Source organism: Priestia sp. BR_2 (genome assembly GCF_041954005.1).
GTDB classification, from domain to species: Bacteria; Bacillota; Bacilli; order Paenibacillales; family Paenibacillaceae; genus Paenibacillus_AQ; species Paenibacillus_AQ lautus_A.
On record NZ_JAVFHM010000351.1, the window covers coordinates 205,776 to 229,752 of the forward strand.

The following is a 23,977-nucleotide window of genomic DNA, read 5'->3' on the forward strand; positions in this document are numbered from 1 at the left end:
TCTTTCCCGAAAATGATAGCCTCACTATCAAATATAGATCATTTCGCGAAAAATTTCAAATTTAAAGGATCCATGCAAAAAAAAGCAAGCCCCTCACCCATGGAGGAGCTTGCTGCTTACGTGTTACGACAGGATCAACTAAAGACCTGTGAAGCTATTCGTTATTAGCCGTTGACCAGCAGTTCTTTCAGCTGCTTGATCTGCTTGCGCTCGCCCGCAAGCACCAGCGTCGATCCTGCTGTCAGGATGTCGTCCGGACCCGGATTGATTTTCTGCTCTTTCTTGTTCACAATCGCTAATACATTAGCGCCAGTACGTTGACGAACCTGAAGCCCTGCAATGGATTGTCCCACGCATTTGTAATGCGGCTCGATTCGCGCCCATTCGATGATCAAATCTTCGAGCGTCACTTCGATGGTCTCCAGCGCTTTCGGTTTATACGTCATGCCGCCGATAATGCCTGCGATTTGTCTTGCCTCGTCATCCTCTAATGTAATCTGGGAGATGGTCTCCTCAGGATCGTCATCTTCAAAGTGGTACAACTCTCTACGGCCATCGTCATGAATAACAACAACCAGCTTATCCCCTGATCTCGCCTGAATAAGGAACTTCTTCCCGATACCCGGCAGATCAGATTCGCGAATAATACTCATGTGTAAATCCTCCGTTCTGGGGTTAATTCAATCTCTAGATTATATAGATTAGTTGGAAGAAAGTAAATCATCCCGGGCTTCCCTATGCATTCCTTTTTTTCACTTTCTCCACTGGATCGCTCCATTTGAATATTTTATTCATTCCACGGTACACGCGCTTCGACTCCTTGGCCAATAAGGGCCCAAGAATCGCGAGAATCAGGACATAGAGTGCCGAGAATGGTTTCAGCATCGCGGACAGTCCGCCGGCAAGTCCCAGATTCGCAACGATAATCGTGAACTCCCCGCGCGCCATAATAGTCAAGCCGATGTTAAGCGACGATTTATGCGATAGTCCGGCCTTGCGTCCCGCTATCATGCCTGCGACCAGGTTGCCGATTATGGTCAGTACCACGGCGCCAAGAGCCAGCCATAACGCATTCCCCAGCGTGGTCGGATCGATGCCGAGACCGAAGCTGAAGAAGAAGATCGCTCCAAAGAAATCACGGAAAGGTATGACCAGCTGCTCGATCCGTTCGCTATGATCCGTCTCCGATAAAGCCAGTCCGAACAGCAGCGCGCCGATCGCTTCGGCTACGTGCAGCGTCTCCGAAAACCCGGCAATAAAGAACATCGACGAGAACACTACGATAATGAAAATCTCGCTGGACGTAATATTCAGCAATTTGTTAAGTATGGGTGGACCTTTTCTCGCAATAACAAAGAACAACAGCATGTAACCTATGGAAATGCAAACCGAGAGGATCGTTGCCCCTATCGATGTAGCCCCGCCTAACAGCAGTCCCGACATAATCGATAAGAACACGGCAAGGAAAATATCATCGAACAAAATCATGCCGAGTATGAGTTCCGTCTCCGCATTCCCCGTGCGCCGCAGATCCACAAGCACCTTAGCGACGATGGCGCTGGAGGAAACCGACAGCATCCCTGCAATGATCAGCGTCTCGTACAGAGGCATGTTGATCACGAAACCGTAAGCCACACCCAGCACGAAGTTCAATACTACATATACGGTTCCGCCTACCACAATGTTTCGTCCGGACTTGATCAATTTTTGAACCGAAAATTCAAGACCAAGGTAAAAGAGCAGGAATAGAATACCGATCTGTCCCAGAAAATCGATGATCCCCTGGCTCTCAATGAACTTAAAGTCAAGAATCCCTATCGTTGGTGCATGCGGACCGACAAGCATCCCGAGCACAATCAAGAACGGTATGATCGAGAACTTGAGCTTTCCAGCAATTACGGAGGCTATAGCAACCAGAATCAGAGCAGTTCCAACCTCAAACATCATATGGTCCATAGAAGACCTCCTCCTCCTCAAATTTGACTTCTGGCAATCATTACTATTATACATAAAAATGCATACATTTACAAAGGAACTGCAATATATTTGCTTGATTGCCTTTTATGCAGGAAATGGCGTCATTTAAAAACAGGCTTATTTTTATTAGCGATTTCATTGTTTCCAAAAAATATAAAATCTATCCACAATCGCAATCAAGGTTCATTAAATGAATAAATATACACTTTGTTGCATACAATACCAGGCAAAAAAATCCATTATTTTAAGCGGCATATTCACCTTCTTCCTGTTTTTCGTTTTTCTTATGCGCACGAAAAAAAGCCCCGCGGCTGCAACCGCGGGGTTTTGCTTCTTCTTTGCACTATTTAAACCAGCCTTTTTCCTTGAAACGCGTGATCGCTTCGATCCGGTTGCTGACGCCAAGCTTATCGAGAATAACGGAAATGTAATTACGCACGGTTCCCGTGGTAATGAACAGCTGATTGGCAATTTCCTTCGTATTCTTGCCGTCCGCGATGAGGCCCAGCACTTCCTTTTCCCGCTCCGTCAGCGGATTCTCTTCACCGGAATACGCTTCATCCACCAGCTCGGAGGCGTAGATTCGCCTGCCTGCCATAATGCTGCGAATGGACGCGGCCAGCTCCTCGCTCGGGCTGTCCTTAAGCAGGTAAGCGTTGGCGCCCGCTTTCACGGCACGCTCGAAATACCCGGGCCGGGCAAAGGTCGTCAAGATCATCACCTTGCAGCCATAACCCTTGATCTCCTCGGCGGCTTCAAGCCCGTTCATGATCGGCATCTCAATATCCATGATGCAGATATCCGGCATATGAAGTTTGACAAGCTGTACGGCATCCTTGCCGTTGCCCGCCGTCCCGACCACCTGCATATCCTCTTCCAGATCCAGCAGTGAGGCCAGGGCTCCAAGCAGCAGCCGCTGATCTTCGGCAATGACGATTCGGATCATATTCCCGCCTCCTTATCTGGCATTCTGAGCACATTAGGGACTCGAAGGACAAGCGTAGTCCCCTCGCCTGAAGCAAACTCCATGCTTCCGTTCACGAATTCAAGCCGCTCTCTCATTCCCCGCAGCCCGTTGCCGCGGTTTTTTGCGTCCGTCACGAACCCGGTCCCATTGTCCTTCACCCTGGCAATCAGATCCGTTTCCGTGGATTCGATCACAATGGAGCAAGCCGTGGCATTGCTGTGCTTCACGATGTTATTCACTGCCTCTTTCAGGCACATGCTGATCACATTTTCGTTCATCAACGATAGATTCTCCGGCTCCTGCGTCCCCTCAAAGGTCAACTCGATCTGCGCCGCCTTCAGGATTTGCCGAATACGGAAGATTTCATCCGCGAGCCGGGTCCCCCGCATCCGCGTTACCATCTCGCGCACTTCCTTCAGTGCGGTTCGGGCCGTCTGACGGACATCGTTGATCTCGGCTTGGGCCCTTTCCATATCCTGCTTCATCAACTTGCCGGCCAAATCGCTTTTCAGGCCGATAAGAGACAGCTTTTGCCCCAGCGTGTCATGCAAATCCCGGGCAATGCGCTGGCGTTCCTCCAGCTTCACCAATTCCGAAATCCGTTTGTTCGCATCCTCCAGCTGGCCCTGCAGCTGATCGTTCTTATTCCGGTTATAGTTTGTCACAGGGAGCAGTATAACCCCTACCACACTCACAAGCACGAATGGCAGCTGCGTGATGAAGAACGGATTCCGCGTTAACAATCCATAGTTCACCGTAATAATGGTCGTAACCAAATGGATGGAGTACAGCGTAATAAATCCGGCCTTATTCTTGATGTTCCCGATGAAGAAGGCAAGGAACAGCGAGAAATAGATATATCCGAATACCACGGACATTGCAATCGATATCAGAATTTGCAGACTCGTCCAGAAATAGACGAGCCAGCCTTTGGACAGAAATGACAGCACATAAAAAGCGAAGAACATCACGATCATCAGAACGCCGATCACGATCTGATAGGTCGAGGTCGACCGGAAGATGAAATAGAACGGAAGGATGTAGAAGACGACCCATACGTAAGGGCTCAGTCCCGTGCTTTTATGAAAGATCTGATACCATTTCTGCATGGAGTCCCACCTTCTGTCGGTTCAAGCTTCATTCATTTACTAGCCTTAACGAATCCGTGATCTATTATAGCATCATGACTCAGGAATCTATTCGCGCTGGACCCTGGGTCTTGGGCTCGCCAGGTTCTTCTCAACCTTCGTCAATGCCGGCTCCTGCGGCTTGCGAAGCGACTGACGCGCTTCCTTAAAGGTGACAAAGACCTTTTTCTCTTCATCCCACAGACGGAAACGAATGGATTTCAAACTGGTCTTCAGTGTAATCGTAGTTGCCTTCTGCAGCGGAGGAGCGGCTTCATGCGCCTTCTCCAGGTTATAGTTAGGCACCTTCGGGCTCAAATGGTGAACATGATGGAAGCCGATGTTGCCCGTGATCCATTGCAGAAGCTTCGGAAGTTTGTAATAAGAGCTGCCTTCTACGGCTGCATTGATATAACTCCACTCTTCATCATGCTCATAATACGTTTCCTCGAATTGATGCTGCACATAGAACAACCAAATGCCAAGCATCCCGGAAACCATGAAGATCGGAGCTTGAACGAGCAGAAATGCCTGCCATCCGATCGCCCAGCACAGCAATGCATACAAAGCGACAATCAAAATATTCGTTGTATAGTTACTTATCTTCTCCTTGCGTCTCGCGCCTTTGCGGTTGAAACGATAGGAGATCAGAAATATGGCGATGGGACCCAGGCCGAACATCACGATCGGGTTGCGGTACAACCTGTAGTACAGACGCTGCCAAAAGGAAGCCGCCCCATATTCTTCAACGGTTAATACCCACATATCGCCGATTCCCCGCTTATCGAGATTGCTGCTCGTCGCGTGATGGATCGCGTGGGTGTTCTTCCATTGCTCGTAAGGGCACAGCGTAAGCACGCCCGTAATCGTGCCGAGAATTTTGTTAGCCTTGCGGCTCTTGAAGAAAGATCCGTGACAGCAATCATGGAATATGATAAACGTCCGGACAACAAACCCCGAAGCAATCACGGCTATGGGAATGGTCAGCCAGTACGATACGGATAAACTTAAATAGGCTGCATACCATAGCAGTATCAAGGGAACCAGTGTATTGAAAAGCTGACCTATACTCGCCTTTGTGTCAATTTCTTCATAAGGGGCAACGTTCTTTTTCAAGCTGGACAATTTGTTATCGGGTTTAGCCATAGTTGTCTTCCTCCTCGAAATGAAGCGCAAGGACGTCATCTAGCTATCACGCACTTGTCTAACTTAAGTATAGATAGAATGTCATGCGCGTCGTAGTCATAAACGTCATTTCGGGAGTATGACAAATATCATATATCGGTGCGGGAATCCGCCGGGAACCGCAGTCCGATCTGGCTTCTGGCTTCCTGCATAATTTCGGCCGTAATGAGCGAGTTGGCATGGGTGTTGATTGAACTTTCCCGTTCGCCGCACCGGATCAAATCGATAAATTCCCGGGCTTCGTAATACATCGATTCATGCGTTTGCAGCTGGGTCACGTTCTCGATGGTGCCGTCTCTGTAGCGGATCTTCACATCGTACGGCTGATTGATTTTGTCGATGATCATCGTGCCGTTCTCGCCCTGAATTTCGGTTGGGGCGTAGGAATCGCTGATTTTGGAATGCATGATGACGGCATCCATCTCGGGATAGGACAACAGAAGACTGCCTTCGCCGTCCACCCCGGAAGACAGCATGTAGCCGGAAGCCTTCACCGTGTCCGGTTTTCCGAACAGGGTCACCATCGGGTACAGGCAATAAATCCCCAAATCCATCAAAGAACCGTTGGAATATTCAGGGTTGAATGCATTCAGCACCGTCCCCTGCTTGAACGCGTCATAGCGGGAGGAATATTGGCAATAGCTTGCAAAATAACGCCGTATCGGGCCCAGCTTGTACAGGTTGTCCTGGACGGTCTTGAAGTTCGGCATCAGCGTCGACTTCAACGCTTCCATCAACAGAACGTCATTGTTCTTCGCAGCTTCGATCATTGCGGCCACTTCAACCGCGTTGGAAGCCATCGGCTTCTCGCAGAGGACGTGTTTCCCGTGGTTCATGCATAATATCGCCTGATCCACGTGATAGGAATTCGGACTCGCAATGTATACCGCATCAATTTCGTCATCCTGCACCATCGCCTCAAGATCGGTGTAGACCTTGGGATCCGCGTACTTAGCCGCAAAAGCCCTGCCCTTCTCTTCCGTACGGGAGTATACGGCAGCTAGAATAAATTCTTCCGTCTCCAGTGCCGACTGGAGAAACCTCTCGGTGATCCAGTTTGTGCCGATAATGGCAAAACGGATGTTCATCCCTTATCCCTTCCCTTCATGGTTTATCCTGATTGATCTTTGTCGTTGGCTTACATCCATCCTTCAAAAGCCGAAATTCGTTCGCGTGCCGAATCCGGAATCGGCGTGCTCTTGCCTGAAGCGGTCTCGATGAGCACGATGGTTCCGCGGCCGGCTGCCTTCAAGGCACCGTCCACTACGATCGCATATTGAATGTCCATGGAGGAGCGTCCGATCTCAGCCACCCGCACATGAAGCCTAAGCGGGTCCTTCAGATACATTTGCGCCAAATACTGGCACTCCAAATCCGCAACAACCGACACCTTTTGCTCGCCGAACAGTTCGTCGGTCAATCCCAGATTCTCGAAATATTCAATGCGTCCCTGCTCAAAATACATGAAATAACTGACGTTATTGACATGACCCAGCATATCCGTTTCGCAGTACCTAATCTTTATCGGAATTTCAAAGTGAAACGTGTCCAGCCAGGACTTGGGATCCGGTTGTATGAAAGTTGTTTTTTTCATGATGAGTCCCCTTTCTCTTTATAAGAGGGAAATGTATGTACAATGCTAAACCAGTCTTCTACAGGATAATGAATACCCGCTGCGTCCGTCAACTAAATAACCAAATGATGGATATCTTGCCGGATTCGCCCTTAGAATAAGTCTTTCAATTCATTTCCCTCCCATAGGTTGCCACCCATAGAACCGATCCATGAAAAAAACCATCCCCCCCGATCAGGATCACGGGAGGGATGGTCTCGATAGTATGAATGGAACTAGCTGGGTCAAAGCACGTGTCGCTTCGTCATCAATGTCTCTTCTTATAGTAGGTTAAGGCCAGCGCCAACGCCAGCACCGAGCCCTTGACGATATCCATCGCATAATACGGCACGGACAGCATGATCAGACCGTTTTGCAATATACCGATCAACACAGCGCCGACAAAGGTCCCGAGCGCGTTCGGCTTGCCGGCTCCGAATACGGAGTATCCGATGAATGTCGCGGCAACGGCATCCATGAGATAGGGCCCGCCGGAGTTGACCTCGGCCGTCATGACGCGAGCCCCGAGGATAATCCCGCCGATGGCGGCAAACAATGCGGAGACCAGATAAGCGATCAGACGGTATTTACTCACCGGGATCCCGGATAAAGCCGCCGCTTCGCGGTTGCCCCCGATCATGTACATGTACCGTCCGTGTTTCGTATAGGTCAGGAACAGATGGACCACGAGGACCACGAGAACCATAATGATAATGATCCATGGCACCTGCCCGATCTTCTCGAACAGCGCCGGAATTTTACCGGTGGCAAAGTCCCCGCTCGGCATGATCATATTCTGGGAGATGGTAGCGCCCCGGGTATACGTCAGGGCAACGCCCTGGAAGATAAACATCGTCGCCAGGGTCATCAGCATGTCGTCGATCTTGAAATTGATGACCAGAAACGCGTTGATCAGCCCGACGGCCAGGCAGAACAGCAGCGTGAGGCCGATGCCGATGCCGATGTTTTGCCCGTGCCAGACGAACATGGATATGACCAGCGCGTTTGCCAGGGAGGCCGTCGAGCCGACGGACAGGTCAAAGCCGCCAACGGCGAGCGATACGGTCAGTCCTACGGCAATGATCGTCACGATCGAGATCGAACGGAGAATGTTAATAATGTTGCTTGTATTCAAAAAGTTGTCGGCAACGGTCCCGAATACGAGAATAAGAACGAATACCGTAATCAACGTGCCGTATTTGTATAGAAAATCGAATGCGAAGCTAGCCGCCGGCTTCTCCTTAACAGGTCTTGCTGTATTCATGTCAACCCGCCTCCTGTGCAGTAAAGCAATAATTCCTCTTCATTCGTTGACCGCGTTGTCAGCTCCTTCGTGATGCGGCCGTCATACATCACATACACCCGGTCCGTGATGCCCACGATTTCCGACAGCTCGCTTGTAGCGTACAGCACGCATTTCCCCCGCTTGGCCAGCTCGGCCACCAGTTTAAAAATATCCCGCTTCGCGCCAACGTCAACGCCCTTGGTCGGCTCATCGAAAATATATACGTCCGCGTCGGCCAGCAGCCATTTGCCGATCGCCACCTTCTGCTGGTTGCCCCCGGACAGGTTTCTCACCCGCGCTCTCTCGCTCGGAGTTTTGATCCCGAGCGACTCGATCATCTCTCTCGCCGCCTGTTTCTCCCTGCCAAAGCTTAGCCAGGAACCCCATTTGGAAAATTGGGACAGCACCGCGGCCGTTAAATTGACGGACACCGGCTCTTCCACGAACACGCCTTCCCGGCGGCGCTCCTCGGGTACGAGCGCAATGCCGTTCCGCACGGCATCATGCGGCGAGCGGATGCGCAGCTTTCTTCCATCCAGTATCATCTCGCCGGTTGACGTGCCGGAAGCCCCGAATACCGCCCGGCACAGCTCGGTTTTCCCGGCCCCGACAAGGCCTGCCAAACCGACGATCTCCCCTTGGCGGAGGCTCAGATCAACGCCGTTGATTTTGCCCGGGTCGTACATGCCTTTTACCTCTAACCGCGCAGGACCGATGTCTCGCTCGATGTGGGGAAACTGCTGGTCCATCTTGGAGCCCAGCATGTATTCCACCACTTTCGGCTGATCGATATTCGCGATGCGGTCGCTCTTCACCAGCAAACCGTCCCGCATGATCGTAATGTCATCGCAGATTTCGTACAGCTCCGGCAGCCGGTGCGATATGAAAATAATGCCGACTCCGTCCTGCTTCAGCTTGCGCACCAGCTTGAACAGCTGCTCCGTCTCGCTATGGCTGAGCGGCGCGGTCGGCTCGTCCAGCACCAGAATGCGGCACTGTTTGGAAACGGCTCTGGCGATCAGCACCATCTGCTTCTCCGCCAGCGTCAGCTCCGAAATCAGCTTTTTGACCGGGACCCGGATATTCATCCGCGCAAGAATCGATTCGGCTTCCCGATGGAGCTCCTTCCAACGGATCAAGTGCCGTTTGCCCATATCGTGAACCGTCCGGTCGAGCATGATGTTCTCGCCGACCGTCAGGTTCGGAATGAGCGCGGTATCCACCTCTTGATAGACGATCTGAATGCCCAGGTCCTTTGCTTCCTTCGGTGAACGGATGTCCGCCCTGCTTCCGTCGATCCAGATCTCGCCCTCGTAATGGGTATACGCTCCCGATAGAATCTTCATTAAGGTAGACTTTCCCGCCCCATTCGCACCGATCAACGCATGAGCCGTTCCCGCAGTCGTCTGAAAGTCAACATCGGTCAACGCCTTAACGCCTGGAAAAGAGATCGATATGCGCTTCATTTGAAGTAAGGGTGCCGCTCCCGAAATATCGGTCGAGCTGGCAGTTGTTGGCTCCATCAAGCTTCGCAAGTGTATTCTTCCCTTCAAATAGGATAGGGCGCCCCTATCGATGACCGACAAGAGCGCCTGTATGAATATTGCTGTTTATTTGCCGCCTGCTTCTTTCAATGCCTTCATCCAGTCCTCTTCGAATTCCGTGCTTGTTCCCCAGCTCGGGATAATATCGGCCAAATTAACCATGTTGACCGCTTCGGTAGCACCCTCAAGGCCGGAGCGCTCGATCAATACAGGCTCCAGATTATACGTAGCAGGCGTTTCCTCGCCTGCAATCTTCTTAGCCAGCAAACGAACGTTGATGGCGCCGATCATCTTCGGATCTACGGCTGCGGTAGCCACCCAAGGGCTGTCCGGTTTCTGGATCAGCTCCAGGTCCGCGTTGGATACGTCGATGCCGTAAATCTTAACCTCGCTGCGTCCCGCTTCCTCCAGTGCTCTGGCCGCGCCGATGGCGAATGCATCCCAGGTTGCGAAGATTGCATCGATTTCGCCCTTCGGATATTTCGTCAGGATAGCGGATACCGCATTTTGCGTTTCCAAGGAAGTCTGGTCACTTGCTACGCCGAAACGCTCCACTTCCTTGATGCCCGGGTTGTTCTTCAGCGTTTCCTGGTATACGGCATTACGACGCACCATCGGCGGGAATCCGTCTACCCAGAGGTAAACGATGTTGGCCTCCGGCCCTTGCTCTTCAATCAGCTTGTCCAACGCCAGCTTTGCGAGCTGCTCGTCATCCTGCGATGTCTGGGTTACCCCTGCAATGTCACCGATCTCCGGCAAAGAGTCGAAGGTGACGACCGGAATTCCCTTTTCGGTAATCTTCTTCACGTCCTGAACCGATGCAGGATCGTCGCCATGCGATATGATAAATCCGTCGTAGTCGCTGTCAATGGCTTGCGCGATCGCGTCATGGAATTTAGCGGAGTCTCCATTCGCCGAGAAGGTATCCACCTTAAACCCGAGAGCCTCGCCTTCCTGCTTCGCCCCAGCCAAAAATTGAGCCGTGTGGTCATCGCCTCCGATTTTCCGAACGACCATCAATTTCACCGGATCCTTCTCGGCAATGCCTGCCGGCAGGTTCTCGACCTTGTCCGCCAGATTGCCCGACGCGCTGCCGCCGCTGCCCGATTCGGCGCATCCGGTCAATACGATCACAAACGCCAGCGCCAGTGCCGATAATTTCCTTACATGTTTCATGGCTTTCATGTTCTCTCTCCCCCTGTTTTCCGTAAAAAAGACGAATATTAATTAATACAAGTAATCCTATAGGATTTAAAAGGAGGCGTCAACCATTATTTTTTCGCTTTAATGCATTACACCACATACGCAAAAAAAATGAAAGTGATTTCTAACATTTCTAATTGTATCGGCAGCTATGAACCCATATTTCACACCTATTGCCATTCTCATTTAAAAAAAGAGATCGGGCACGACATTCGCGCCCGATCTCTTTCCATTAGGAGCACGGATTCCGTGCATCCAGCGTTTGTTGCTTCCAGCTTCAGCTCTAAGACCAACCGTTAAGCGTTACCCTAGAGAAACGCCCATCGTTTCAAGCCATGCCTTCGCGATCAGGCCGTGTCCGGCCGGTGACGGATGCACGCCGTCCGGCGCCCAGAAGGCAGCTTCGCGTCGCACCGACGCCGCAGCGAACAATCCGTCCAGCGGCACCAGGAGGGCTCCGTATTCCACCGCCAATTCGCGGACCGCCGTGATTTTCGGATCCAGATCCTCGCGCCAGGCTCTCCGATCCTCCGGATGAGGCAGCACGAACGGTTCGACCAGAATCAGCTTGGCGTCCAGCGCTTCTTTCGTCCGTTCGATCAATTTGCGGTACCCGGCTTTATAATCCTCGGTGCTTGTCGGGTCCCCGCTATCATATCGGCGCCAAGTGTCGTTGATTCCGATATAGATGGATACCCAGTCCGGCTTCAGGTCCAGGCAATCCTCCTGCCATCTGTTATTCAAGTCGACGACCCGGTTTCCGCTGATCCCTCTATTCAAAAAGGTAACGTTCAACTCAGGAAATTTCATGCCGAACAATGAGTCGATCAATAGCGGGTAGCCGTTCCCCAAGCTGCCGGAAAAGTTGCGGTCGCGACCGCAATCCGTAATGCTGTCCCCTTGAAATAATACGACATCCCCTTGCTGCAAACGATTCATTCCACTTCCCCCTCATCGGTATGTTGCTATTGTGCGTATACTTGGAAATTCGTAGGCTCATGTATCGTGAGAACGCTTCCTAACATTTAAATATTTGCCGTGCAGGGCTCAATTCCTTTTTATGAGCACTGCAAATCGCCAATTCGGATCGATTTTTTTTGGATAAAAAACCTGCCCCGACTCCGGGTCAGGACAGGTTCTATTATTCGATTAGGCTCCGGTCGGCATGGCCACCCAGTGGCCTTCCGATACTTCCACAAGCTCGGAATGCTCCAGATTATATTTATCCTCTCCGGTGCGTTCTTCCAGCAGGACCCGTTTCTTCTTGGATTCGATCTTCGGATCGGGCACCGGAATCGCCGCGAGCAAGGACTTCGTATAATCATGCTGCGGATTGGAGTAGAGCTCCTCGCTTTCCGCGAGTTCGACGATCTTGCCCATATACATAACGGCAACGCGGTCGCTGATATGCTTCACCATCGACAGGTCGTGCGCAATGAACAGATAGGTCAAGCCCAGACGGTGCTGCAGCTCCTCCAGCAGCTTCACGATCTGCGATTGGATCGACACGTCGAGCGCGGAGAGCGGCTCATCGCACACGATGAATTTCGGCTCTACCGCCAGCGCCCGCGCAATCCCGATCCGTTGGCGCTGGCCGCCGGAGAACTCGTGCGGGTAGCGCGTCGCATAAGCCGGATCCAGTCCGACCATATCCAGCAGCTCCTCGACCCGCTTCTTCCGCTCCTGCTTGCTGCCGGTTAACTTATGGACATCCAGCGCTTCGCCGATAATATCCACGACCTTCAATCTGGGATTCAGCGAAGCATACGGATCCTGGAAGATCATCTGCATATGGCGCCGCATGGCCTTCATTTCCGAAGGGGAGAGGCGATTCACGGACATCCCCTGATACAGCACTTCTCCGCCCGTCGGCTGATGAAGTCGAAGGATGGCTCGTCCCGTCGTTGATTTTCCGCTGCCGGATTCGCCGACGACCCCGAGGGTCTCCCCCGCCTGAATATGAAAGCTGATATCATTCACCGCTTTAAGCACATTCCCTTTGCCCATATCAAAATACTGCTTCAGGGATTTCACCTCTAACAGCGGTCCTTTGTAATCCGTGCTTGGCACGATGATCGGCGCCGGCTTCGCTTTCTTCTTCTCGTCGAGGCGCGGTAGCGCGTTTAACAGCTTCAAGGTATAGGGATGCTGAGGATTCTCGAAGATCTCCTCCGTCGTTCCCGTCTCCACGATCACGCCGTCTTTCATCACGGCCACGCGGTCGCACATGCCCGCCACAACGCCGAGATCGTGCGTAATCAATATAATGGAGGAACCGAAGCGCTCCTGCATATTTTTCATCAGATTGAGGATTTGGGCCTGAATCGTTACGTCAAGCGCCGTCGTCGGCTCGTCCGCAATCAGCAGCGCAGGTCGGCACGCCAGGGCGATGGCGATCATCACCCGCTGCCGCATGCCGCCCGAGAACTCGTGCGGGTATTGATTATAACGCGCTTCGCTGTTCGGGATGCCGACCAGCTTGAGCATGTCAAGCGCCTGCTGCTTCGCTTCCTGCTTGGACAGCTTCTGGTGTTTGACCAGACTTTCCGATATTTGTTCCCCGATGCGGATGGTCGGGTTCAGCGAGGTCATCGGGTCTTGAAAAATCATCCCGATATCGCGTCCCCGGATGCTCTCCATCTCCTTCTCGGTTTTCTCGGCCAGGTTCTGGCCAAGGAACAGGATCTCTCCATCCTTCATATAAGAAGGCGGGGAAGGCAGCAGCCGCATGATCGAGCGTGCCGTGACGCTTTTGCCGCTCCCGGATTCTCCGACGATACCGAGAGTCTCCCCTTTCTTCACTTCAAAGCTGACCCCACGCACCGCGTGAAATTCTGAATCACGGGATTGAAAGGCCACGCTCAAATTTTTAACCTGCAATATCGGTTCCAACTCTGCTCACCTGCCATTATGCTTATGTCATTAAAGGAATATACTCTACAACTCTTATAATCTATTGACTTTTAAAATAGGCTAAAATAAAATATACTATATCACTCGGAATAATGCAATTTGAAACAAGGAGGAAAGGCACCTTATGGGGGGGACAGAAGCAGCAAGACCAAACAGACTCATAAGTTCGATAAGCAGCACATACAGTAAGATCCTTCTGAATCCTTCTTATAGATACTTACTATTATTATTGGGAGCGCCCGTGAATCTCGTGGTCTTCCTATTTTATTTGGTCCAGAGAAAGAAGGATGACTACGCGGCGGCTGAGAACCGCATACGCAGCGAGATGCTGGCCGCCGGATATCTGGAGGCCCTTCGCTCCGAGATGATGGAGCAGCAGAAACGCAAGCATGAGTTCTTCAAGCAAAAAATCAGCGAGGCTCAGCTCCGGCAGGAAGTCGATAAGATCGCAGAGGCAAGGTTCCGTGAAGTCCTCAAGGATCGGACCGCCAAAGACCTGAAGCTGAACAATCGCAAACGGCTGACTCTGGCCGATACGTTCGGTTCTCTCATCGAGAATCCGTTGTTCTTCATTATATCACTTATTCCGGGCTTGCTGATGTACATCCTTATTTTTTTGTACAGCAATCCCTATCTGAAATATATTTTGGAGAGACTCGTGATGACGGTATTCGTTATCTTTGGCGTAGCGGTTCTCGTCTTTACGATTCTTCACTTGTCGCCGTTTAACCCCGCGGCCAACATATTGGGCGAGACGGCAACGCCGGAACAGATCGCGGCTTTCAACAAAATGCACGGACTCGATCAGGGCTATCTGACGCAGCTGTGGAACAACATTAAAGGCATCGCCTATTTCGATCTCGGCAAATCCTTCTCGGGCAACGAAGAGATTACCTCCAGCATCGCCAGAAAGTTTCCGATCACGCTGACGCTTACGGTCATTTCGTTGATCATCGCGATTGCGATCGCATTGCCGATCGGGATTATCTCGGCCACGAGACCGAATTCGTTCTTTGACTATACGTTTATGTTCATCGCGCTGATCGGGCTGTCCATTCCGAACTTCTGGCAGGGACTGATCTTCATCCTGAATTTCTCGATCAAGCTGCAGTGGCTGCCCGCCACCTTCAATCCGGAGAACTGGCTGTCCATGATCATGCCGGTGATCGTGCTCGGGACGGGACTTACCGCTTCGGTTGCCCGAATGACGCGCTCCTCCACGCTGGAAGTCATTAATGAAGATTATATGATCACAGCCAGAGCGAAGGGGCTGGGCAAGCGCACCATTCTGATGAAGCATGCTGTCCGCAATGCCATCATTCCGATCATTACCGTCATCGGGCTTCAGTTCGGCGGGATGCTCGGCGGTTCCGCCGTTACGGAGAAGGTATTCAACATCAGCGGTATCGGCAGCTACATCGTGGATAAACAATTTATCCCTGACATCCCGGCCATCATGGGCGGCGTGGTTTACACCGCCATCACCATATCGCTGGTGAACGTCATCATCGATATCTTGTACGCATTCTTCGATCCACGGATCAGGTCCAAGATGAAACAATACTAAAGCAGGTGTACTCATGATTAAGAAGCTTCTTTTCAAACCAGAAACCAAACACCAGCTGAAATCCTCACACGAGTACAGTCAAGCCAGCTTCACATGGGTTATCTCTCTGACCTTAACGGTGATCCTGCTTCTGAACAGCTTTGATTTCACTGGGGGAACCATCAAACCGTGGGTGTTCACCGCCTTTGCGGCATATGCACTGTTTACGATCATACAGATCATCATTACGCTGCTGATCCGAAGGGATCTTCAAAGGGACGGAGAAATCCGGCGCTCGACCAGGATCCTGGGTTACGTTCAGCTGCTGAGCATCGTTACGGGGAATCTGTTTACCGTCACGTTCGGTTTCAATCTGATCAAAAAACAGAAGCCTCCCGAATATACGATTGCCGTTTACATGCTGCTAACCCAGCTGTTCGCCATCGCGATATCGGCGCTGAATCTGTTCAAGCCTTACGTCTCGAATACGTTCCTGCCGGCCATGGCCGTGCTTCTGGTTATAGCCGTCGTTCAGCTGATCGCGCTTATCCTCGTTGCCAGGTACGTAAAATCGAATTATGCGCATCCGGCATTGACCTGGCTTGCTTTTCCGATCATTCTGACTGCGGCAACGGGCAATATTTTTGCTCTGGTGCTCGGCATCAACCTGCTTGCGAAGATCCGCAAGAACGGCAATCCCGCGATGACCCGCTGGGGCGACGTATGGGTAAAGCTTACTGCCAATTCGACGGCCATGTCCGGACTGTTCTTCGTAATCTTCCTGTTCTGCCTGTCGGTGACCAGTCTGTTTACCTTCGATTACAGCATTGCGATCGATAACAACTACAGCGCCATCCTGCAGCCGCCAAGCCTGGCATACCCCTTCGGTACGGATAACTTCGGCCGGGATTTGTTCTCCCGGATCGTATTCGGGGCTCGCATCTCGCTGATCGTCGGATTCGCTTCTACGGCGATTCCGGTTGTCATCGGCGGCATTCTCGGTGCCGTCTCCGGCTACTATGGCCGCCATACCGACAACGTCATCATGCGATTGCTGGACGTGCTGTACGCCATTCCGGGCATCCTGCTCGCCATTGCGATCATTGCCGCATTCGGAGCCAATACCGTCAACCTCATTCTGGCGCTCAGCGTAGGAGCTATACCGACTTATGCAAGAACCATGAGGGCGAATGTGCTCCTGGTCTCCACCTTTGAGTACGTCGATGCGGCCAGAGCTTTCGGCTCGAGCAATTTTTCGATCATTTTCAAGCATATCGTTCCCAACTCGCTCGCGCCCATGATCGTCAAATCGACGTTAACCATTGGTGCAGCCGTCATCTCGACGAGCAGCTTGAGTTATCTGGGTCTCGGCGTCGAGCCGCATATCCCGGAATGGGGGAATATCCTGAAGATCGGAAGCACGTACCTTGAGACGCATTCCTACCTGGCGATTTATCCGGGTCTGGCCATCATCGCGCTTGTCCTGTCCTTCAACTTTCTGGGCGACGGACTGCGGGATGCGCTCGATCCGAAGCTGGATTAAAGCTTTTCGTGCCCTGGGCACACTAACGTTGGTTTCAAAAAATATTTTATATATATACAACTCAGGAGGGTATCACCAATGAAAAAGAGTTCCTTGCTGTTATTGTTCCTCTCGCTAGTCATCGTACTGGCCGGATGCAACGTAACAACCAAAGATGATGCACAGCAAAATCAGCAAGAACCAGCGGATACAACCACAGACACATCCGCTGTTAATATTGAATTGCTTGGCATGAGCTCTAACGAATCCGATGTCAACATCATTCGCGACCAGCTCACCAAGAACGGCTTCAACGTGAAGCTGAATCTGCAGCCGGACTACGGCAGCTTCAAGGCACAGCAGGATGCCGGCAATTACGACATCGCGCTGTCCAGCTGGACAACCGTAACGGGTAACCCTGACTATGCCGTTCGTTCCCTGTTCAAAACCGGCGGCGACTACAGCATCATGTCCGACGAAGAAGTGGACAAGCTGATCGACCAAGCGGCCACGCAAACGCCGGAAGACGCCGCTCAGACTTACAAGCAGCTGGAACAACGTCTGGTAACGGACAAAGCTTACATCGCTCCATTGTACATCTCCCTGAAGAGCCAAGCGTTCAACAAGGATGTGCTGGACGAGAATTCCGTTCGTCTTTCGAAATCCCGTTCCCTGCCTTGGGAAGCCGTCGATTTCAAAGACCAATCCAAGCGTGCGACGCAGCCGCTGATTCTGTCCCAATCGATCTCTGAACTGACTTCGCTTGACCCGATCAAGGGCAACGACGGTTCCATTAACATCATCAACACCAACATGAACGTACGTCTGATCAACCTGACCGATGATGACAAGATCACGTCCGAAGGATCGCTGTCTTATAACCATGCCATCGGCGAAGGCAACTCGGAGTACTACTTCATTCTTAGAGACGACATTAACTTTGCAAAAATCACGAACAAAAAAGCGGAAGATTCCGGCGAACGCGTAGGCGCGGACGATGTCATCTTCTCCATGAACAGAGCGAAAGACAAAAATTCGGTGCCTGATCATCGTACCTACACGCTTCACGAGCACATCAACACCGTTGAAGCCGTAACCGACCTGAGCGTACTGGAAAACACCAAGGTTTCCGGCGGCAGCGAAAGCGTCAAGGAAGCGCTGGAAGCCGGCTTGGATACCAAGATCGCTTCTCTCGTGGGCGACAAGAATCAAGCAAGCACGAAAGACGGCAAATACCAAGTCATCAAATTGACGACAACCGAGCCGTTCCCGCAAGTATTGAACTACCTGGCTCACCAATCGGCCGGTATCGTATCGAAGAAGCAAGTTGAATCCATCAACACGTATGACGTTGAGAAATTCGACGTGAACAAAGACATCCCTTACGGCGACCAGAACACCGTAACCGAAGGCGATAAATACAACAACACACTGTATGCGAGCGGTCCGTATATCCTGTCTTCCAAGAATGACTATGAAGCCACCTTCTTCAAAAACCCTGGTTACATGAAGGGCACGGAGCACGAACCGAAAATCGAGCAAGTGAAAGTACGCTTTATCAAAGATGCGGACAGCACGCTCTCCGCACTGCGCAGCGGCGAAATCCACCTGTACTACGGCGTGCCGGAAACGAAATACGACGTAGTGAAAGGCGACGGCAAGCTGAAGCTGCAAACGATCGAAAGCAATGCCGTATCCTACTTGCTGTTCAACACGAAGAACCGCGATGTGGCAACAAGCGACGATCTGAGAAGAGCGGTGCTTTACTCGATCAACCAGGATGAAATCCTGGCCTACTACAACAACAACAAAATCAAAGCCTACTCCACCGTCAGCCCAATCGTCAAAACCGGCAACGAGCTGGTAGCCGATCCGGCGAAGGTGAAGGAATTCTTGAACGCATACAAAGCGAGCAAGTAAAAAAATAGGACGACATTAGCGAAAAGCTGATGTCGTCTTTTTTTGATGCGAGGTTTATATGCGCCTTCTTGCTCCCCTCTTCTTAGCGTCACTATGGAGCCGCTCCTCCTTTTACATTGTGCCGGTTGTTTTTTGGCATCGCTCCGCATGCGGATGATACTTCCGATCTCTGTTGCCCCCAGATTTCCATGAATGAATGAACTAACGTAGAAATCCGGGGACAAAGGAGACCGCTTCGCTTCTCCAGCATCATTCCGCCTTCTCCGCTGAAGTCTTATCGGGACGGATATGCATCTCCACACTTATTCGAAGATGCTAAACAAATAAAAAGACGAACGATTAGCCGCGGCGCAGCTACTCTCGCCCGTTTTTTGGAGGTGGGAAGTGAAGGGGAAAAACACCCCTGTATTTACACATAGGGGTGTTAACAAGACTGAAGCCTTGGATTACAAGCGCTTAATATCGTCCACAAGCTCGGGCAAGCCCTCGCGGAAGTAGTGATCGTCGCCCTCGTATGCCCGGGTGACGGCCTGGGGAAGCTGCTTCGCGTAGTGCTGAGCATGTGCGAACGGTACTACTGGATCGTGACGGCTGTGATATAGATATAGGTTCGGGAGATGCGGCAGCTTGGAAACAAATGAATCGGACAATGCATATTCTTCGTTTTGCCAATCGTCGTCTTTGCCCCAATAAGGGGCGGCGATCAAAAACAGTCCAGAGACGGTTAGCTGCCCGTCTTCTTCCGAGAGGTATTTCAACAGAATGGAACCGCCGAGGGAATGACCTACCAGCAGCACCTCCCCATCCAATCCCTTGATTTCATTGGCAATCTGCGCTTTCCACAGAGCGTAATCCGGATCCGGCATGCCGGGAGATAAGACATGATAAGCTTCACCCAGCCGTTCTTGTAAATGGGCGATCAAGCCGCTGCTTCCTTGGCGGATGCCTTGCGGGCCGGCACTATGAATGAACAAAACTTGTTTTTTCATGATCCGTCTCCTTCTCGATCTTTGCTCATGGGTATAAGCATGTCCAACAGGATGTGTACCAACCTAGAATAACCGATAGCAGCATGCCGGACTTCTTTTTATTTGCTGACATCCGACCTGTATCATGAACCCTTGGCATACCCTTTATCACAAAATAAAGGTATATCGAGATCAAGGTGTCGAATCCCCGGGATCCCCGGCTTATGATGAAGCCGACAAAGAAATGGTTTGCCGTTTCAGTATCAAATTCTTGGCTCCATTAAAGACAAACAAAGCCGCCCCTGCACCGGAATCGGTTATAGGGGCGGCTCTTTTTAGCGATTGATTGCAGGATGAATTACACGGTCAGCACCATTGACGGATCGATGCAATCGGCCATGGACCGAACCTCGGCCCTGCCCGGCTTGCCTGGTACAAATGCCTGCTCTCCGTTATCTCGGCGGCTGAAGGATACGGTCACCGGGATGCCCGGAATCAGGTCGAAGAAGTTATCGCTGTAGAAGCCTTCCGCTTCGGCGGACAGCCATACGTGGCGGGCAAGCACGCTGCTCTCCAGCACAAACGCCGTGCCATCGCTTCCCTCGACTTCTTTTACGCTGATGGTCGGACTGTGCAGACGAAGATGCTTGTCATTCACGAAATAGAATGTTTTGCTATCAACCACGACTCCATCCTGAAGCCATTGCGCCAACAGTACGACCTCGGATGAATCATGCCCGCGGAGCAGCTCATCGGCCGCAGCCCGGAATACGACGAGCGACGCTTGCTCTTCCGCACGGATCGGCTGCTCGGATCCATAGAGCTCTTTTCCGTTAAAATCGAATAACTGAACCTTCAGCGTGCCCTGGACCGCTTCTGAAATATCGGATACGAGATGAACCCGAATCTCCTGTTCCTTGGATTCGACCGAGAGACTGACATCCCGGAAGCAGCGCTTGGCCGCGTACTGCAGCGCCTTCCATCTGCCGAGGTAATCCATGCCTGCCCACGAAGCGACCGGCCAGCAGTCGTTCATCTGCCAATACAGCGTGCCCATGCAATACGGCTTGTTGCGGCGGTGGGCTTCGATCGCCGTCTTCATCGCTTCGGCCTGCTGGATCTGGCTCATGTACAGGAAAGCCTCGAAATCCTTCGGCTCGTTATAATATTGATCCATGTAACTCTTGATCAAGCGGTTGCCGGCACCGTTCTTCTGATGAGCCAGCATGACCTTCGACTCCAGCTCCATATCGCGATCTTCCGCATATGTCCGCACCGTTTTCGGTTCCGGGAAGGACTGGAACCCGTATTCGCTCATAAATCGGCCGACGTAAACGTTGTAGTTGTCAAACGGCTCCGTGTTATGCCACACGCCCCAGTAATGAATATCCCCGCTCGTTGTGGAAGGATTGGCATGCTGCTCCTTGTCATGGCTGAGCGATACCAGCGGGGAGGAAGGCCAATACTCCGCTCCCGGAGCATAACCGGTTACGGCCTCAGGAAGAATTTCGTGGAATATCTTTTCGTAGTCGCTCCAGATCTTTTCGCGGAGCTCCTCGGTATAGTCCTGCTTCCAGCCCCAGCCGCCCTTCTCTTCATAGTGCGCCCAAGCGGAATCAATCTCGTTGTTGCCGCACCAGAGCACGATGCTCGGGTGATTCCGCAGACGGACCAGGTTCTCCTCCGCTTCCAGCCGAACGTTCTCCAGAAACGCCTCGTCGCCTGGATACATGCTGCAAGCAAACATGAAATCCTGCCATACCATGAGCCCGTATTCATCACACAGATCGTAAAAGACGTCTTCTTCATAAATACCGCCGCCCCATACGCGCAGCATATTCATGTTCGATTCCGCAGCGGACGCGATTTCATGGCGATAGCGTTCCGCCGTCACTTCCGTTATGAAGCTGTCGTTCGGAATATGGTTCGCTCCCTTGGCAAACACAGGCGTGCCGTTGAGCTCGATGTAAAAGGAAGTGCCGCGGCTATCCTGCTCCCGTACCAGCTTGACGCTGCGCAGGCCGGTTCGAACCTTTTTCTCCGCAACGGTCCGTTCCGCTTCCGCCAGCTCGGCATGGAACGAATAGAGATGGGCCTCGCCCAGGCCGCGGCACCACCACAGCTTCGGCTCGGCAAGTTCAAGGCTCAATTCAACCGAATGACGGCCTTCTTCCAGCCGAACATCCTGTTCCCATGTCTGGCCGCCCGCACTTACCCGAAGCACGCCTTGCCAAGCTTGCTCCGCTGCAATGGTGGCAACGGCCGTAACCCTGGCCATTTCTGCCGTAACCTCATCCTGGCGAATAAACAAATCATCCAGCCTGACTTCGGACCAAGCCTCGAGCCTGGCCTCCCGCCAGATCCCGCTGCTCACGAAACGCGGCCCCCAATCCCAGCCGTAGTGATAAGGCGCTTTTCGGGCAAAAATACTCACTTTCTGGTCGCCCATCCCGCCAACCTCGGACTGGTCATTCGAAGCAGGCAGCGGATATCCGAGCTTCTCAAGCTTCGGCAGATCCTCCTGGATAGGGGAACGGAAGCGGATCTTCATCACATTTCCCGAATCCTTGAGCTGTGATTTCACATCGATCCGCCATGAACGAAACATATTATCGGCGGAAAGCACCTTGGCCCCGTTCACGAACACGTCCGCGTAGGTATCCAATCCGTCGAATACGAGTTCGATGCGGGATTGTGCGCTCAGATTCGAATCCAAATCAAACGACGTCTCATATTCCCAATCCTTCTTATCGATCCACTGCAGGTCATGCTCATTCGTCCCGTAGAAGGGATCGGGGATGATGCCATTCTTCAGCAGGTCGGTATGAACGCAGCCCGGCACCTGGGCCGGAAGCCACTTGGATTCGTCGCAAGCCTTGAATTTCCATTGATTTAAAGTCATAACGTTAAAATTCATGATCGTCTCTCTCCATCTCTATATATTGATTTTGATGCGGTTCGGGTCATACCTCATACAGACGTGACTTTTTTCGCACTTCAGCTCGTTCTCCACGCTACGATCAGCTTCCCGGCGAGCGGCAGCATGCCTTACAGATCAAGCCGTCAGCCTTTCAGATCCGGAAGTTCATCCAGCGTGACCGTAAACGGATGATGATAGGTACGGATCAGCTGCAACTCATCCGTATACTCTTCTGAATACCTCCGGTTATTTCCTTCCCCTGTGAACACAAAGTTTCCATACCATGTGCAATTCCATGCCCACGGGCATCCGTCCTCCTGCATGAGATCAGGGTCGGGTATGACACCGTTCTCGGTCAGGGCAATGATTTTTGCCGCATCCGTATACGATGCAGCGGTGCGGAACCGCTCGGATTGCGAGCCGTAATCCCGGGCAGGCGGATAAATGTCCTCCCCGATGATATCGACGTAGGAATCGCCCGGATACCAATCCTTGTGCTGCCCGTTCCATACCCAGATCAGGTTGTTCAATTCGTGGTGATGCGTCATGCGCTCGTACATCAGCTTCCAAAGCGCGATGCAAGGCTCGGGGCCTTTGGCCCCCCACCAGAACCATCCGCCCGATGCCTCGTGAAGCGGTCTCCACAGCACCGGAATGCCGGCATCCTGCAGACGCTTGAGCTCGGCAGCGATCGCATCGATATCCCGGACGATAAGGCCGTACTCCTCCGATGAAGGCTCTGACATCGCCCGTGCGATATCAAAGGTCGTCGCATTGGTATAAAAGCCTCGGCCCCAGGTCCGGTCCGGCGGCAAATCGATCAGATCCTTCGGGGCATTCCAATGCCAGCAAAAGGTCACGATCCCGCCGCGGTCCCACCACTTCATCGCCAGATCCGTATCTTGACGCTCGGCCCCGCGCTCCACCCGGGATGGGGAGTAATTCATGAAATCGAACCCGCCGACGGCCGGGTATTTTCCCGTGACCTCGCGGATCATCTCGAACTCCGGCGTTGACACAACGCCAATCTGCTGCCCGGTCAGCATCCGCTTGCCGTAAATGCTGCACAGATAACCCATTAACCGTTTCGCTTCATTCGAAGCGGCCGGGTTGATCAAGTCCGGCCGGACCTCATAGCGGCTGCCGTTTGCTTTTGTCATGCGATTCACTCCTATCCTATAATTGCCTTATGGATGATAGATCTCACAAATTTCCTCCATCCGTCACACCAATGGCACAGCCCGATTCCTGCGCCATACCTATCTGGCAAGCACAACATCTGTCCTGC

Annotated in this window: 18 protein-coding genes; 3 read left to right on the plus strand and 15 right to left on the minus strand. The window is 52.1% G+C overall.

Annotated features, from left to right (window positions below; translation table 11 throughout):
* Nucleotides 1-164: 164 nt before the first annotated feature.
* The 12 genes from RB298_RS32635 to RB298_RS32690 form a co-directional block, all read right to left on the minus strand.
* Nucleotides 165-653, minus strand: a complete 489-nt coding sequence (locus RB298_RS32635) for a cation:proton antiporter regulatory subunit (RefSeq protein WP_009589718.1) — start codon at nt 651-653, stop codon at nt 165-167.
* Nucleotides 654-735: 82 nt separating this feature from the next.
* The gene (locus tag RB298_RS32640; RefSeq protein WP_009589754.1) at nt 736-1,956 is read right to left on the minus strand and encodes a cation:proton antiporter; all 1,221 of its coding nucleotides are present in this window, start codon (nt 1,954-1,956) and stop codon (nt 736-738) included.
* Nucleotides 1,957-2,320: 364 nt separating this feature from the next.
* Nucleotides 2,321-2,923: a response regulator transcription factor gene (locus RB298_RS32645; RefSeq protein ID WP_012819369.1), complete on the minus strand. Its 603-nt coding sequence runs from the start codon at nt 2,921-2,923 to the stop codon at nt 2,321-2,323.
* Nucleotides 2,920-4,053, minus strand: a complete 1,134-nt coding sequence (locus tag RB298_RS32650) for a sensor histidine kinase (RefSeq protein WP_192569486.1) — start codon at nt 4,051-4,053, stop codon at nt 2,920-2,922. Before RB298_RS32650 ends, RB298_RS32645 begins: the two co-directional genes overlap by 4 nt.
* 87 nt (nt 4,054-4,140) lie before the next feature.
* Nucleotides 4,141-5,217, minus strand: a complete 1,077-nt coding sequence (desA, locus tag RB298_RS32655) for a Delta(5) desaturase DesA (RefSeq protein WP_486050448.1) — start codon at nt 5,215-5,217, stop codon at nt 4,141-4,143.
* Nucleotides 5,218-5,345: 128 nt separating this feature from the next.
* Nucleotides 5,346-6,344 carry a Gfo/Idh/MocA family protein gene (locus RB298_RS32660; RefSeq protein WP_096775196.1) on the minus strand — a complete coding sequence of 333 codons (999 nt, stop codon included), beginning with the start codon at nt 6,342-6,344 and terminating at the stop codon, nt 5,346-5,348.
* 50 nt (nt 6,345-6,394) lie between these two features.
* On the minus strand, nt 6,395-6,850 hold the full coding sequence (locus RB298_RS32665; protein WP_096775195.1) for an acyl-CoA thioesterase: 456 nt from the start codon (nt 6,848-6,850) through the stop codon (nt 6,395-6,397).
* Nucleotides 6,851-7,136: 286 nt separating this feature from the next.
* Nucleotides 7,137-8,132, minus strand: a complete 996-nt coding sequence (locus RB298_RS32670) for an ABC transporter permease (protein WP_012819364.1) — start codon at nt 8,130-8,132, stop codon at nt 7,137-7,139.
* A complete protein-coding gene (locus RB298_RS32675) occupies nt 8,129-9,619 on the minus strand; it encodes a sugar ABC transporter ATP-binding protein (protein WP_486050590.1) in 1,491 nt (496 codons plus the stop codon). The genes RB298_RS32670 and RB298_RS32675 overlap by 4 nt, the downstream gene beginning before the upstream one ends.
* 144 nt (nt 9,620-9,763) lie before the next feature.
* Nucleotides 9,764-10,882, minus strand: a complete 1,119-nt coding sequence (locus RB298_RS32680; protein WP_486050450.1) for a sugar ABC transporter substrate-binding protein — start codon at nt 10,880-10,882, stop codon at nt 9,764-9,766.
* Between the two features lie 321 nt (nt 10,883-11,203).
* Nucleotides 11,204-11,839 carry an SGNH/GDSL hydrolase family protein gene (locus RB298_RS32685; protein WP_009589707.1) on the minus strand — a complete coding sequence of 212 codons (636 nt, stop codon included), beginning with the start codon at nt 11,837-11,839 and terminating at the stop codon, nt 11,204-11,206.
* A gap of 210 nt (nt 11,840-12,049) precedes the next feature.
* Nucleotides 12,050-13,792 carry an ABC transporter ATP-binding protein gene (locus RB298_RS32690; protein WP_096775194.1) on the minus strand — a complete coding sequence of 581 codons (1,743 nt, stop codon included), beginning with the start codon at nt 13,790-13,792 and terminating at the stop codon, nt 12,050-12,052.
* A gap of 145 nt (nt 13,793-13,937) precedes the next feature.
* On the opposite strand from RB298_RS32690, the gene RB298_RS32695 reads away from it, so the two are divergent.
* The 3 genes from RB298_RS32695 to RB298_RS32705 all read left to right on the plus strand — a co-directional run bounded on the left by RB298_RS32695 (nt 13,938) and on the right by RB298_RS32705 (nt 18,801).
* Nucleotides 13,938-15,380, plus strand: coding sequence for an ABC transporter permease (locus RB298_RS32695; protein ID WP_012819360.1), 1,443 nt, complete (start codon nt 13,938-13,940; stop codon nt 15,378-15,380).
* Nucleotides 15,381-15,393: 13 nt separating this feature from the next.
* A complete protein-coding gene (locus tag RB298_RS32700; RefSeq protein WP_096775193.1) occupies nt 15,394-16,902 on the plus strand; it encodes an ABC transporter permease in 1,509 nt (502 codons plus the stop codon).
* 78 nt (nt 16,903-16,980) lie between these two features.
* Nucleotides 16,981-18,801 (plus strand): ABC transporter substrate-binding protein, encoded by a 1,821-nt coding sequence (locus RB298_RS32705; protein WP_486050452.1) that lies wholly within the window; start codon nt 16,981-16,983, stop codon nt 18,799-18,801.
* 446 nt (nt 18,802-19,247) lie between these two features.
* Here RB298_RS32705 and RB298_RS32710 read toward each other — a convergent pair whose 3' ends face one another.
* The 3 genes from RB298_RS32710 to RB298_RS32720 all read right to left on the minus strand — a co-directional run bounded on the left by RB298_RS32710 (nt 19,248) and on the right by RB298_RS32720 (nt 23,849).
* A complete protein-coding gene (locus tag RB298_RS32710) occupies nt 19,248-19,790 on the minus strand; it encodes an alpha/beta fold hydrolase (protein ID WP_486050454.1) in 543 nt (180 codons plus the stop codon).
* 337 nt (nt 19,791-20,127) lie between these two features.
* Nucleotides 20,128-22,686 (minus strand): glycoside hydrolase family 2 protein, encoded by a 2,559-nt coding sequence (locus RB298_RS32715; RefSeq protein WP_486050456.1) that lies wholly within the window; start codon nt 22,684-22,686, stop codon nt 20,128-20,130.
* A 146-nt stretch (nt 22,687-22,832) separates the two neighbouring features.
* Nucleotides 22,833-23,849 (minus strand): glycosyl hydrolase, encoded by a 1,017-nt coding sequence (locus RB298_RS32720; protein WP_486050458.1) that lies wholly within the window; start codon nt 23,847-23,849, stop codon nt 22,833-22,835.
* Nucleotides 23,850-23,977: the final 128 nt, after the last annotated feature.